Genomic DNA, 14877 nt, shown 5'->3' with positions numbered 1-14877 from the left:
CTATCCACATCACATAAAGAGCCCCAACCTACGGCAATAGGTTGGGGCTCGGTGTATATCTATGGACTTTCTATTCGTTAATTGTATTATAACATCATAGTGTAGAGGAATGCAAAGACCTACTACAGTCCATATTTATTTTTTCTCATTTTAAAAGCAACGTCTCCACCTTCTAAAATTTGAATGACAGAATTTCTTACTGAATTATTATCTATGGATCCTAAGTTTTCATTATTTATAGTTCCTTGGCCGTTTTCATTTTCCATTGTCACTATTAATTCTGCGTCACCAAATACAGGTATGTTAGCGTTATGTGTAGCAAAGATAAATTGTCTGTTAATTTTTAATTTTCGGGTATTTTCAACTAAATTGTTTGTTATAAAAGAATTATCTAAATTATCTTCTGGTTGATCCACTAAAAGAGGGTCTTCATTACTTAAAGTTAACAGATTTAAAATAGCAGTACACTGTTGTCCTTTTGATAATTTATTCAGGGATCGGAATTTTGTATTTTTACCACTCCCAACATTTAATTGTATATCTATAATATTTTCTATCTCGATTGATTCCAAACGTAGAATCCTTTCATAGTCCATATTTGAAAGGATATCTGCTTTATTCTTTTTCAACCCACTATCTTTATACTCATCGTATATAGCTTCGCTATCTCTAGACTTAATTAAGCTAATAAATTTAGGTAAATTAAAATTTTGATGATTTTTTATCCATTCCAATGTTGAATATCCTAAGCCGTTCTCCTCTTTGAGAAATTCTATTAAATTATTAACATTTGCATATGGTTGAATTTTGATATTTACTTGTCCTTTTAAATAGTTATTATTTATTTTTTTGACGCATTTGTTAAGATTCTTCAATTCTTCATCGAATATTTCTTTTAAATCTTCTTTAAGTTGCATTCTTTCTTTATTAAGTGTTTCAATCTCAATGTTAACTTGAGAAAGTTTTGTTTCTAATGGTTCGATAGAAGTTATTTGTTTTTGAGTCTCAGTATATTCATGTGCTATGTCTTCTTTAGTTTTACCTTCTATATCATCTAAGGATTTAATAGCTTCATTGATTTCTTTCTCAACATGTTTTTTCTTTTCTTTCCAATCATTATAAACCTTGTCTATTTCGCTTTGGGTAGTATTTTTTAATTCAGTAAAGGTAGACTTTATTTCTTGTAATTTTTCATTATGATTGTTTGTAATACGTTGAATACTATCAAAGATATCAATATGTTTAATTTCTTTATTGTAATTTTCTTTAAAAGGTAGAATGATGTTTGTTATAGAAATATCATTATCTTCAATAACTTTTTTAGTATTTTTTATGTATTGCTCTTCTTTAGATACTTTACCTTGTACCTCTAATTTCTTTCCAATGCCCAGTTCATTGAAATGTTTTAACTTCTCTTTTAATTTAGGCAATTGATTGATTTTTTTTTGTAATTTTTCAAGTTTTTCTTCAGTTTTAATTAAAGATTCTGAATTTGATTGTAAGTTACTTTTTATTTCTTCTTTTTTTTCGTCATTATTGTCATTTTCGTTTGAAAAACGATTTAAAATTTTTAATTTTGCATTTTCATCTGTAGTTAAATCGATAATTTCATTTTGACTATAAACCTCTATATTAGGAAGGATGTCTTTAACTGTATAACTAGACACATTATTGTTTATATCTTTAATTATAGGGTCTTCATTATATCTTTTTATTATCTTAAATTGTTTACCGTATTGTGCATGTGATGTTACAACTAATTCTACTTTTCCACCGATTCCTAAATTAGATTTACAGATATTTTCAAAAGATGTGTTTGCATTTTGACTCATAGGATTTATGTCTAATGCATATCGAATTAATTCAATAAATGTTGATTTTCCAGCTCCTCTACCACCAATAATTGTATTAAGATTTGGGGATAAATCTAGCGAGAGGTTATCTAAGTACCCCATAGAAATTTTTATTTCATTAATAGAAGAATGTGGGTATTTATTGTTAATGTCAAAATTTAATTTAACCCTAGCTTTAGGATCTCTAAAGGCTAATTTAAAACTTTCAAAGTTAAGTTTTGACATTTTAATTAAGCAACTTGATGTATCTAAATCTAAATCTTCAGGTTTACTAATATCTTTAGCATTAATAAGAGCAAAAGGAGTTTGCTTTTGATAATTAGGATCTTTGTTTTTAAGTATATTAATATATTTAGGATCTACTTCATTTTTTTTTGAAGGTATTTGTGCTGCTACTAACTTATCCGATTGCCAGAGGTTATTATGTTTTCCTTTCAAGACGCCATTATCACTGGTAATATGTGCTGCATACCAAAATCCCCCCCTATCTAATACTCTTTGCGTAATGTCATGAAAACTCATAGTACTGGGGGAATTGCCGTCTTCAGGGTTCGATAATCCTAGTTCTCCTAAGTATCTCTCTAACTCTTGTTCTTCAGTCTTCTCTGAAAATAGACAAACAATATGAATTTTTTCTGATGTGGAAATTTCGAACCCTGGAAATACAAGAATTCCTTTAGATAATAAATAATTTCTGAGTGTACTTGATTTATCAACATTTCCATGATCTGCTAGCCCAATAATTGATATGTTGTTTTTAATACAATATTTGTATATAGATTCATTATATTGTTCCTCTGTCATTTCATGTTCTAGTCCTCTATATTTAATATAACTATATGGATTAACTTGCAAAGCACATTTATAAAATTCAGCGTAATTTTTAGGCATACTATTATCTCCTTATTAATAAAAATATAGTTCTATATTAATTATATAACAAATACTACTCATTATGTGATTTTATAATAACTTTATAATGTGATTCTCCTTGTAAAAATAGTCGCTTTTTGTTCAACTTAAGTACACCCTAATCATACATACAAAGTTGTTGAAAATATCGCAACTAAGACGTATGATTAGGGTGTATATTAATTATGGAGTGAAAATAAATGATTATAGGCTATGCGAGAGTATCTTCAATAGATCAAAATTTAGAAAGACAATTGGATAATTTAAAGACGTTTGGCGTAGAGAAAATCTTTACAGAGAAGCAATCAGGCAAGTTAGTGGAAAATAGACCTGTATTTCAAGAAGCACTCAATTTTGTAAGAATGGGAGACCGATTCGTTGTGGAGTCTATTGATCGTTTAGGACGTAACTATGATGAAATTATTGAAACTGTGAACTATTTAAAAGAAAAAGACGTGCAGTTAATGATTACAAGTCTACCTATGATGAATGAAGTGATTGGTAATCCTTTACTAGATAAGTTTATGAAAGATTTAATCGTTCAAATATTAGCAATGGTTTCAGAACAAGAGAGAAATGAAAGTAAACGTCGACAAGCACAAGGTATTCAAGTTGCGAAAGAAAAAGGCGTTTATAAAGGCCGTCCTTTACTCTATTCATCGAATGCTAAAGATCCTCAAAAACGAGTTATCTATCATCGAGTTGTTGAAATGTTAGAAGAAGGACAAGCAATTAGTAAGATTGCGAAAGATGTTAATATCACAAGACAGACAGTTTATAGAATTAAAAATAATAAGGGATTATCTTGATAAATGGATTGTCAATGCAAATAAAAGCTTCTCACAGCGTTTCAAAACACATAATGTAGGAGGAGATTGAAATAGAAAATATTACTAAAAGATATAACTATTTATTATTTAAAAGTGTAAATATGCTTAAAACAATTGAAATAAAATAATGAACTTTGGTAATCTAACCAAAAGGAGGGGTATTTTGGATAGATTACTTAAATATTTAATTTCAGCTATTCTTTTTACAGTAGGAACATTTATTTTAATTCTAATTTTTGATTATTTGAAATTGTCGCCTAATGACAGTGGTTTTCTTAATAACTTAGAATTTATAAAATTTTTTAACACTCCAGAATTTAATGGCCTTTTTACATTATGTTTAGTTATTTCTTTTTTAATTTTTGTTTTGGGCTTACTAGGTGGTTTAAAAAAGAATAAAAAATGAAAAACAAATTTTTAAATGAAAGATACAATTATTCATTATGATATAGTTAGTCTAGATATAGGTAAAAAAGCAAGGTACATTAATAAAAATGTACCTTGCTTTTTTAATTTACTATTTAAAATAATCTCACGTATTAAATGAAAAAACTCATAAATGTGTATTTTATCCTTCAACAATAACTTAAATAAATCACGTTATTTAAACTCTTTAGAATTATAAAGTGCTATTGAAGAAAAATATGAAATAGCTAAAATTAATAATGCTAATAATAAATAGGTAATAGAAAACATTATATCAGTTTGCACTCTTTCAATAAAATCTAAATTAATAATTTTTTTAAATGTCCAAGAGGATAAAAAGTAAACTGCTATTGATATCATAGCTGCTAAAATTAAAATTAAGTCAGCTTTATCTGCGCCTAATAAATACGTTAAAAAAAAAGCAATAGCTGCAACTATGATGCTAATAGTAATACCCTTCATTACTTGTGAAATTGTTAAAGCATTACTACTCATTAAATTTTCATTAAAAAGTGAAAATATTAACATAAGACAAATTGTTGTAATAAGGCCTAAAATTAATAATATTGCAAAACATATAAAATGTGAGGTGACAATAGTATTTTTTTTAATAGGTAATGTAATCATAAACTTAGACCATCCTGAAGATGTTTCTGTTTTTAATACCTCCATAGCAGGTAACATCAAAAACATAGGAATCAATATAGTTATAATATCCAAAACAATATTTTTTTGATCTATAGTTATAAATAGTATTATGGGTATTAATAAAGCTAGGAAAAAGTATAATATAATACTATTTTTTACAGAATAAAAATGATTTAATAATAATCCCTTCATGAGCTACCCCCTACTAAAATTTTAGATACTTCTTCCAAAGTAACTTGTTTATTATTTCTACTTTCATATTGTTTGTTCACTTTTTTATTTAATAGTAATGCAATATGGTTCTCAACTTGTGTTTTTTTTACTATACTCTTTACCGGTACATTTTTTATTTCATCTTCAGAATGAACAATAAGTATTGAATAATTTTCTATCAAATTCGATTTACTTTCATTAAGAATAATTTTTCCATTATCAATAAATAAAACTTCATTACAAATATTACTAATATCTTCTATAATATGTGAAGACATTAAAACTCCACAATCCTCTTGCTTTGCAAAATTTTTTATTACATCTAATAATTTTTGTCTACTTTCGATATCTAACCCTGAAGTAGCTTCATCTAATATTAATAATTTAGATGCGTGTGATAAAGCAACTGTTATGGATATCTTCATTCGCATACCCTTTGAGAAATTTTTTATTTTAGTTTTTTTAGGTAATTGAAAAAATTCAATATATTTATAATAATCTTGAATATTCCATGTTGAATATATATTATTTAGGACATGATTTAATTGAGTAACATTTAGGTTTTCAGGTAATTTTGCATCATCAAAAACGACACCAATGTTTTCTCGAAAATATTCATTTTTATTATTAATGTGTTTGTCAAAAAAAGTTATTTGACCAGTATCTTTTTTTAATGCATTTAGTATAGTATTTATAGTCGTGGATTTGCCAGCCCCATTTTTCCCAACAAAGCCAACAATAGAATTTTTTTTAATTACAAAAGAAACGTTATCTAAAGCAAAATCACTCTTATCAAAGGTCTTTTTTAAATTTTCAACTTTTAAAATATCGTACATATTTTAGCACCTCTTAAAATAGAGGACTATATAATTATTTATAATTATATAATCCTCCTCAATATAAACATGTAATACTAATTACTTCTAATTACCATTAGCAATTCTCACTAACTGTTGATAATCCTGCTGTAGCTGTAGCTGTAGTAGTAGTTACAGTAGTAGGTGTAGCGTTTCTTTCAGAAAAATCGCCTTCCTCAGTAAAAGAAATTTTTTGCAAATTTAGTACTTCATTCATTTTTTCACCCCCTTTCAATGCTCATTATCTATAATAATGGTAAAAAGTTTTTATTATTGCTTAAACCAATCAATATACCTGCACTTCCAGAAAAAACATCAAATGATAATCTGAAACCAAAATGACTTGGATAAACAAGATAATCTTCTTTATCTATCAAAAATAAATTTAAGTTCTCTAGTATTGTATTAGTGTAATTGCTATCATCTAAAATTAAATTTGATAATAATAAATAACTACCAAACCCCTCAAACAAACCACCATTTATAGTAGATCTAATATAATAACAAGGTAAAATGCTTTTTATTTCATTCTGGTATATAGCATTTCCTTTTGCTTCTTGAATTTTTTTTAATACAAGAGCTAATCCAATACTTCCACCAGATAAGTAAGGAAGTAATCTATTGTATTTATCAACTATATATAATACTCCATCTTTTGACTTAGTATTTTTTAAATCTTTTTTTATATAGTACTGTGATTTGTCTAAATATTTTTTATCATTCGTAACTTTATATAATTCTAAAAAGAATAAGCTTACACCTGACCAACCATCAATAAGTCCTAAATTAACCGCTGACCAGTCCTTTGTTTTTATTTCTTTATTTTTTTCAGCATATTCATTAATAAAAGCAGCAATTTGTTTAGAATTTTCTAAATATTTTGTTTCTTCTGTTTCTCTAAACGCTCCTATTAAAGACAATCCAATTCCAGACAAGCCACTTCGTAAGGTTACATCTTGTTTATCTATTAAATTTATTAATTTATCAAATTGTGATAATGCTTCTTTTTGATAGCCTATTTTATATAAAACAGCAATTATACCAGAAAGTCCTGTCAATAAACCTGGATCTTTAATAGTATTAAGTTTAGGTACTAGAAAATTTTCTATCCATTGCAATGCTTTGCTAGGAAGGGAACCAGTAAGGTATAAACTCCAAATAACGCCTGTACCTCCTGTCAAGAAATTAAGAAAACCGTAGTTTTGTTCGTATTGTCGAATATCACCAGGTATAGGGCACTCTTTTAATTGGAAATTTTCTATGATACCTTTTCTAAGTTTTTTTATTGTGTCATTAAAATCATTATATTTTAACTGTTTTTTTGTTTGATAGAAATGGTTTGAATTAGTCATACCAATTTTGTTATTACATAAGTTTATTAAATTTTTAATAGTATGGTAAAAATCAGTCCCATAATTATATTTTATCCACTGATAGTGCTTTTCACTTATTAAATCATCAATTTCTTCTGAAGAATGAATAGGCAAAAGGCAGAATTTGATTACTTTTTTTAACGAATACCAATCTTTAGAAGCTCTATTATTAATTCTTTTCGTAGAAAAAGCTTCAGTATGCATACCTGCCTTTCTAAAAGATTTAGTGGAAGAGCTAGTTTCAAAGTCAATTAATTTAGGATCTAAGTTTTCAGTGACTATTATATTAGCTGGTTGCAAATCTCCCATTGCTATCCCTTTTGAGTGAAGAGAAAGAAGCACATCAACTAATTTAGGCAGAAATTTTTTCATCTTTTTTTTATAATTATCTAAACTTTCAAATTTCATTATTGGATAATTTTTCGACAACCATTTTTGTAAATCTATTCCCTCAATATATTCTTCTACCAAAAATCTATGTTCCCAAGCATAAAATGATTCTATAAAATTCACTGTACCGTATATATCTAAACTTTTTTTTAAAGCATGCTCTTCATTTTTTTGTCTTTGTATAGAATCATCAAAATTACCATCAAATCCCGTATTAGGTCTGGCTTCCTTTATAATAACTTTTTTATCAGTTGTCTTAATTTTGGCTAAATAAACTCCTCCACTATTGCTAAAAGTTAAAGCATCTAAAATCTCATAATTATTCAATTTATTATTCTTATAATCTGGTTCATTAATATTATTAATTGAATCTAAATATTCATCAAAAAATTTTTTAAATTCAGGAACTTGATAAAAAGGAGTACGTTGATCAACTATAAGTCTGTCAGATTCGTCTTTAATACATAACTGCCCTTTTTCATTATATATTTTGCTAAAACCACCATATCTATAGAATACATTACTATTTTTCCACCTTTTATCATTTAAAATATACGGGCCATTTTTGAAAGATTTTAGTTTATTTGCTAAGGAATCTAATAAATGTAAAAATTGTTTTTCATTTTCAGGGTACACAGCGATAAATTTACCAGATTTCGCTCGATCTGCATTTTTAGAATTAGTTTTTGTATATAAAGAAAAATTAATTAGATGTTTAAAAGAAATTTCATATTCAATTAAAACTTTACTCGCTGCTTTTAAAACCTCATATACTTCATTAATATTTGCACTAATATGTATCTTCCAACCTTGAGATGGAAGATCATTTTTGACATTCATATAATATTTCCAATCATTGTCATAAGTTACATTATAAGATTTTGGAATATTTTCAATTTCAAAATCACTATAAGAATTAGACACATTATTAGTATCTTTAAAATATAAGTTATCTTTAACTAAGTAATTATGGTATAAAACATTCCCATTCAATTTATATCTCCCCTATCTTTAATTTGTCAGGGTTCTTTTTACCCCCGTTATAATTAACACCAAAATTTGAAATATCACTATAAGAGCTAATATTTGATTAAATATTGCAGATTTAAAAAGGGGTAAAAAATTTAAAGGTAATGAATTCAATAAGTTACTTAAACCATTATTTCCAGTTTTTAAAGGACCTATCGTAGCTTCAATAAAATAAAAGACGATTGCTACAATGACTAAAGATAATATTGTATAAATAATATCCTTTAATATACTGCGTTGGGCATTGTTTTGAGACATAATATCTCTCCTCTAAAATTGTAATAATACTCTGCATTGTGAATATAACATCAACTATGGTAATTTTAAAGTAAATATAGAATTTTTTTTATAATATTGGAGGCATTAAATTAATGGAAATTTTTAAATATTTACGTTTACCAAAACCTTTTGAAGTTAGTAAAAATAATATTTGGACCACTCACAAATTGCATGAAATTGTAAAAATGGCTTATTTAAATTCGGAAATGCCAGGAGGAAGTTGTGATGATAAATTTATCAAAAGGACGATAAACTTAATAGATAGTCTTAATCTTTCAAATAAAACAGTTTTAGACATCGGTTGTGGAATTGGAAAACATACATATGAACTAGGAAAATTAGGATATTCAGTTACAGGAATCGATATATCTGAAATTGCTATTAAGTATGCTAAAGAAAAATTCGAAAAAAAATTAAACAACATTGAATTTATCAATAGAGACATTTTCACTTTAAATTTTAAAGAGAAATATGATTGTTGTTTAATTTCTTATTATCTCTATTCTAATTTTTCACTATATAATAGAAATAAGTTATTAAAAAAAATATACAGTATATTAAATGATGGAGGAATGGTTCTATTAGATGTTCCAAGCATATATAAATTTCAACACATTAAAAATTCGAAAATATGGGAGTATGAAAATAGAGTAGAAGATCCTTTTTTTCAGTTATCAACTATTAAAAAATATAATAACAAAATTTTATTAAAGAAAAACAATTACTTTTTTGAATCTGGAGAAGTTTTAGAATTTTTTGATTGGGAGAAGCACTTTTCAAAGCAAGAACTTTCTAATGAGTTAAGTAAAAATAGTTTTATTTCTCTAAAGTTCTATAGTAATATCGGTGGAACAAATTTTTTTTCTAAAGGAGACCACACTATTGCTATTTTAGCCAAAAAATTATAGCATCCTATAAAAAGAAGGTGATAATGTGTATAAGGATAATCCTCTATTATACCTATTCAAGAAAATTTCATGGCCTTGGTCTTTAATTGCTCTTTCAATCTTCATTTCTTCCTTAGGTAGCTTAACCGGAATTCTAATTCCTCTTTTTACAGGGAAAATTGTAGATAATTTTACTCATGGAGGGATTAATTTTTATTTTATAATTATATTCTGCTCTATATTTATTTTAAACGCATTATTAGGAGGAATAGGATTATATCTATTAATTAAAATTGGAGAGCATGTAATCTATTCTATACGCAAATTATTGTGGAAACATTTAATATATTTAAATACTACATTCTTTGATAGGAATGAAAATGGACAAATCATAAGTAGAATAACTGATGATACCAATCTTATTAATATTTTTATTTCACAAAAGCTCCCTTCTTTATTTCCAACTCTTTTGACAGTAATAGGATCAATTATAATGTTACTAATTTTAGATTGGAAAATGACGATGTTAATATTTACTGTTCTTCCAATCTTATTTGTAATTATGATACCTTTAAGTAAAATTATACAACGTATTTCTTTTAAAACACAAAAAGAGATAGCCGATTTTAGTGGATTTTTGGGAAAAATCATCACTGTTATACGTTTAGTAAAAGTTTCTAACACAGAAGAGCAAGAATTAAAAAAAAGCTATAAAAGTTTAGAAAAAATATATATATTAGGAATTAAAAGAGCTAAAATCTTCGCACTGATTCAACCCCTTTCTAGTCTAACAATTCTATTATCTATAGGTATTATCTTAGGTTTTGGAGGCATTAGAGTGGTTGAAGGAGCTATTACATCTGGTACTTTAGTATCTATGATTTTTTATGTCATTCAATTATCGATGCCACTAACTAATTTATCTACTCTTTTTAATGATTATCAAAAGGCTGTAGGTGGAAGTCAAAGAATTTATGAAATAATGAAAGAAAAGGAAGAAAATTATAATTTATGTACATCCACTAAACCTTTTGAAGATGGTGACTTAATATTTAAAAACGTTTCTTTTAAATATAAAAATCTTTGGATTTTAAAAAATTTAAATTTATATATTGAAAAAGGCACTACTGTAGCACTTGTAGGGCCTTCTGGCTCTGGTAAAACAACTATACTTAATTTAATATCACGAATATATTCTATAAACCAAGGAAATATAACTATTAACAATAAATCAATATATGATATTGATTTAACTTCCTTAAGAAAAAATATTGGCCATGCAATGCAAGATAATAATTTAATTAGTGGTAGTATAGAGCATAATCTGATGTATGGCACTAACAAAAAAATAAATTATTCTGAATTAATAGAATATACACAATTGACGAATTGTCATAATTTTATTCAGCAACTTCAAAAGGATTATAAAACTGTAGTTGAAGAAAATGGAAAAAATTTATCTGGAGGAGAACGACAAAGAATAAATATAACTAGAAACTTCATAAAAAACCCTAATATTTTACTGTTAGATGAAATTACGTCTAATTTAGATAGCAATAGTGAATTGAAAATTCAAAGAGCACTAAATCATTTAATGAAAAATAAAACTATTTTAATTAGTGCACATAGGTTGTCAACTATAAAAAGTGCTGATAAAATAATTTTCCTTGATAATGGTGTAATAACAGGAGAAGGGACTCATGAAACTCTTTTAAATACACATGATAAATATAGGAATTTTGTTTTATCTCAAAAAATAGACTGAACCTTTCTATTTAAGCTTATATTATTTATTTTACAATCTTTTTTAGCTAGTATATCCTTAATCCTACGTCGTGCATCTATTCTTCAGATGATTCATTATTTTTATCTATGTTGTACATAAACGATGATTATCATAAATCCAGTTAACGTAAAAAGGAGCATCAAGTATGTAAACTTGGTGCTCCTTTTTAATTGCAATTAGTTACCAAACAAACGACTCCAGAAACCTTTTTTAGGTGTTTTTTCTACTTTATCATCAGAATCATTATTTGTTTCTTTAGATGGATTATTATTATCTTTCAGTAATTCATCTTCTTCTAAACTGTTATCATTACTCTCTTCAGGCATCTCTTTATTTTTATCTTCTATATCTTCTGCTGCTGTTTGACTTTCTTGTGGCTGATTAACATTTTTAACTTCTTCAGTAAATTTTGCTTCTTGCATATTAGCATTTTGTCTATCATTCGTAGACGGATCAAAAGAATAATTAAGTTGTCTTTCTTCTTCTAATTGATTCTCCAATTTTTGAATCTTTTTATTACTTTCCAAAGCTAATATTTGTTGATTTTCAAGCAATTTTGATCTTTCCTGTAACTCTTTTCTATAAAATTCTATTGTTGTGTTGTGACGACTTTCTTGCTTTTCAATCTGGCTATTTAAGGTCTCAATTTGGTTTTTTAATACTTCTATTATTTGAGTGTCATTTTTAGATTCAAGATTAATATTATCTGATTCATTATTTTCTCTATTCGCTGTGGTAGTTTCGAATCCATATTTCTTTTTATTTTCATTCACCCTTTGAACTATTCTTTCTACATCAGTATCTTCTTTAATGAATGAAGTATTTTCTTGCTTTATTGTTTCTATATTTAGTCGTTTAATATTATTAAAAATTGTTTGTTTGCTAACTTCTAATTCTTCACTCAACATTTTCACACTTTTCATATAATCAACCCTTTATAAACAGTTTATCAACCTTTTATAAACCATTATAAAACTATAGATACTTTAACACAAGATAATGTGGCGTAAACAAAAAGATGTTTTATCAAGGGTTTGTAAAGGGTTGATTGAGTTTTATCAAGGGTTTGTCAAAGGTTGATAAACCTTTGATAGTTATCCATTTTCTCCTTTTATAACCTTATTTAAAGTGCTATAATATACTTAACATATCAAAAACCCCCAACTACTGGTAATAGCTGGGGGTTGGTAATAAAACGTTATAGTACGTTTGTTTAATATAAAATTTGTACTTGTATTATATAATGAATAACATCTTAGTGCAAGCTCCTAAATCTTTAAATAAATGTAAAGCTATATAAAAGCGTTTTATTACCTCTTACCACACTAAATTTCGGAAAGAGGTTTTTATTATGTCAAATTTCAAAAGAATTACAATACAAGAGTTTGAACAAGAAAGATTTTATAAACTATATAAGTTTTTATTTGAAGATGATTATTTTAGAAAGCTCAGTGACTCTGCAAAAATTGCTTATTGTATGTTTAGAGACCGGTTCGAATTATCTAAAATAAACAATTGGATTGATGAAAATGGGAATGTATATTTAATATTTACTACTAAAGATTTATGTGAACTTTTAAATTGTGGAACTCAAAAAGTAACCAAAATTAAGAAGGAATTAGAAAACTTTAATCTTTTAGAGCAAGAAAGAATGGGTTTAAATAAACCAAATAAAATTTACTTGCTAGAACCTAAAAAGCCTTATAAACACAGTCGTAATATGGAATTTCGAAAATCAAAATTCCAGAATAATGAAAATCAAAACTCCAGAATTTTGAAAGTCAAAAAACAAGAATTTCGAAAATCAAAATCAAATGATACTGAATTTAATAATACTGATTATATAGAGACTGAGAATAATGATACGAATGATTTGAATGATACCAACAGCAATATTTCTACAAATACCCATTCGAATCATACAAATCATCACCATACTGAATTTAATAATGATGCTTTAAAATTCCAAGTACTTGAAGAATTGCCACAACAAATTAAAGATTACTTGAGTAATTTTGAAATTAGAGAAATTCGTATTATTAAAAGTGTTTTACTAAAAGGAAAAAAATCATTTAATAACGCCCATGATACATATTATCGTTTAGAAGACGTGGAGTTCGAACTTGTCAGCGTCTTAAAACGCTTTAAAGCGATGTTGCTACAAAAGCATGAAACAGTTGAAGCAATGCAAGGGTATCTAATGCAATCGATTAAAGCTGAGCTTGAAGAAATACATGCACTTAATATGCGCCGTCAAAACATGACTAAGTACAATATCTTTAACGAATAATTCAAATGATCTTACAGCAATCAAAGAGACTTCAAAATACTCGGTTAAGTCATCTAGTTTTTTAACTGATGATGACGAAAAAAATCAAGAAATCGTAAATGATTTAGAAAAAGGTTTATACCGAAAACGTATGTTGAGTTATGGTGGTTTGCTAAAACAAAAACATAAAATTTTAAATTTAGACGATGCCGAAGATGGTAATTTGATTAATACAAGTGATGAAGATAAAACAACAGACGAAGAAGAAAAAGCACATTGAATTACGGCAATTTGGAATTTTGAAAAACAAAATTATTACTTGAAAAATTTGAAACGTTAGCTTAAAAGCTAGCGTTTTTTTTATGCTTTTTTGCCCCTGCGGGAACTATAGCGTTCAACCGGCATGGTTGACCAGTTTACATGTACAAAAATAATTTTGTGCGTAACTGGGCAGTGTCTAAAATTTCAACACTGGTTTTGCTCAAATTTTTGCTTTTGGAAATAGCATATATTTATTTTGCTCATATTTGCATCTTAAGAGCTTATATAAGTTTTTAGGTATAAAACTATATGAATTACCCCTAAATCTTTAAAATGCCCCATTAAAATTCAAAATAAAGGTATTTAAAATTTTAAAAATAAAAAAGCTACTAGCAAAAAACTAGTAGCTTAAATCTTAGTTAAATTTTGATGTAGTATTAATTTTTATATCTACGCTACAACGTCGATTCAAATTCGTGCAGTATTAATTTTTATATCTGTGCTGCAACACCGATTACTTAAAACTAAGATTAAAAAAATCGACGAAGGTCGATTATGGTTTTTGCACCGTTTGGAACAAACGTGTAAGTGCGCCTTTACGGGAATTAACTAGATTATAACGATGAAAAATAGACCTGTAAAGCGATAACTATTGTGATAAAGTTTGGTAAAAAGGAGTTTTGAAGTTGAAAAAAACAGAACGTAATTTATTTTCTATTTTCTTATCTTTAGGAAGTCTTTTTGCTATCTTTAGTGGTTTCTTTATTTTGGGCATTGGAATGTTAATTGGTGGAGCAACTTTATTAACTAAAAGTATTTCTGAAGAATAAATCAATTAGGTTTAATAATCTAAAAATAAAAGGG

13 protein-coding genes and 1 pseudogene are annotated in these 14877 nt (G+C 26.8%); 7 read left to right on the top strand and 7 right to left on the bottom strand.

Annotated features, from left to right (window positions below; all coding sequences use genetic code 11):
* Positions 1-122: 122 nt before the first annotated feature.
* Positions 123-2744 (bottom strand): TrlF family AAA-like ATPase, encoded by a 2622-nt coding sequence (locus tag NST87_RS13050; protein WP_340721783.1) that lies wholly within the window; start codon positions 2742-2744, stop codon positions 123-125.
* 221 nt (positions 2745-2965) lie between these two features.
* On the opposite strand from NST87_RS13050, the gene NST87_RS13045 reads away from it, so the two are divergent.
* Both NST87_RS13045 and NST87_RS13040 read left to right on the top strand, forming a co-directional pair.
* Positions 2966-3574 (top strand): recombinase family protein, encoded by a 609-nt coding sequence (locus NST87_RS13045; RefSeq protein WP_019468035.1) that lies wholly within the window; start codon positions 2966-2968, stop codon positions 3572-3574.
* 184 nt (positions 3575-3758) lie between these two features.
* Complete coding sequence (locus NST87_RS13040; protein ID WP_019468036.1) at positions 3759-4001, top strand: hypothetical protein; 243 nt, start codon at positions 3759-3761, stop codon at positions 3999-4001.
* A 194-nt stretch (positions 4002-4195) separates the two neighbouring features.
* On the opposite strand, the gene NST87_RS13035 is transcribed toward NST87_RS13040, so the two are convergent.
* The 5 genes from NST87_RS13035 to NST87_RS13015 form a co-directional block, all read right to left on the bottom strand.
* Positions 4196-4861 (bottom strand): ABC-2 transporter permease, encoded by a 666-nt coding sequence (locus tag NST87_RS13035; RefSeq protein WP_019468037.1) that lies wholly within the window; start codon positions 4859-4861, stop codon positions 4196-4198.
* On the bottom strand, positions 4858-5718 hold the full coding sequence (locus NST87_RS13030; protein WP_019468038.1) for an ABC transporter ATP-binding protein: 861 nt from the start codon (positions 5716-5718) through the stop codon (positions 4858-4860). The genes NST87_RS13035 and NST87_RS13030 overlap by 4 nt, the downstream gene beginning before the upstream one ends.
* A 97-nt stretch (positions 5719-5815) precedes the next feature.
* Complete coding sequence (locus tag NST87_RS13025; protein WP_019468039.1) at positions 5816-5956, bottom strand: class III lanthipeptide; 141 nt, start codon at positions 5954-5956, stop codon at positions 5816-5818.
* A 28-nt stretch (positions 5957-5984) separates the two neighbouring features.
* On the bottom strand, positions 5985-8495 hold the full coding sequence (gene lanKC, locus NST87_RS13020; RefSeq protein ID WP_019468040.1) for a class III lanthionine synthetase LanKC: 2511 nt from the start codon (positions 8493-8495) through the stop codon (positions 5985-5987).
* Between the two features lie 18 nt (positions 8496-8513).
* Positions 8514-8789, bottom strand: coding sequence for a hypothetical protein (locus tag NST87_RS13015; protein WP_019468041.1), 276 nt, complete (start codon positions 8787-8789; stop codon positions 8514-8516).
* Between the two features lie 113 nt (positions 8790-8902).
* On the opposite strand from NST87_RS13015, the gene NST87_RS13010 reads away from it, so the two are divergent.
* Together NST87_RS13010 and NST87_RS13005 are read left to right on the top strand one after the other, a co-directional pair.
* Positions 8903-9718: a class I SAM-dependent methyltransferase gene (locus NST87_RS13010; RefSeq protein ID WP_019468042.1), complete on the top strand. Its 816-nt coding sequence runs from the start codon at positions 8903-8905 to the stop codon at positions 9716-9718.
* A 25-nt stretch (positions 9719-9743) separates the two neighbouring features.
* Positions 9744-11462: an ABC transporter ATP-binding protein gene (locus NST87_RS13005; protein ID WP_019468043.1), complete on the top strand. Its 1719-nt coding sequence runs from the start codon at positions 9744-9746 to the stop codon at positions 11460-11462.
* Positions 11463-11659: 197 nt separating this feature from the next.
* Here the strand turns inward: NST87_RS13005 and NST87_RS13000 are convergent, their stop codons facing one another.
* Positions 11660-12406: a DUF536 domain-containing protein gene (locus NST87_RS13000; protein ID WP_019468044.1), complete on the bottom strand. Its 747-nt coding sequence runs from the start codon at positions 12404-12406 to the stop codon at positions 11660-11662.
* A 428-nt stretch (positions 12407-12834) separates the two neighbouring features.
* Here NST87_RS13000 and NST87_RS12995 point away from each other — a divergent pair, with 428 nt between their 5' ends.
* The 3 genes and pseudogenes from NST87_RS12995 to NST87_RS12985 all read left to right on the top strand — a co-directional run bounded on the left by NST87_RS12995 (position 12835) and on the right by NST87_RS12985 (position 14843).
* On the top strand, positions 12835-13773 hold the full coding sequence (locus NST87_RS12995) for a replication initiator protein A (protein WP_019468045.1): 939 nt from the start codon (positions 12835-12837) through the stop codon (positions 13771-13773).
* Between the two features lie 13 nt (positions 13774-13786).
* Positions 13787-14032: pseudogene (locus tag NST87_RS12990) on the top strand (protein rep); the annotation flags it as partial.
* A 661-nt stretch (positions 14033-14693) separates the two neighbouring features.
* Entirely contained in the window at positions 14694-14843 is a 150-nt protein-coding gene (locus NST87_RS12985; protein WP_155385140.1) for a hypothetical protein, read from the top strand.
* The last annotated feature ends 34 nt before the right edge of the window (positions 14844-14877 follow it).

It is taken from the genome of Staphylococcus sp. FSL W8-0271, from assembly GCF_038006605.1.
Lineage (GTDB): Bacteria > Bacillota > Bacilli > Staphylococcales > Staphylococcaceae > Staphylococcus > Staphylococcus cohnii.
Note: the sequence above shows the minus strand (reverse complement) of the source record. Positions and strands in the feature narration are given on the sequence as shown.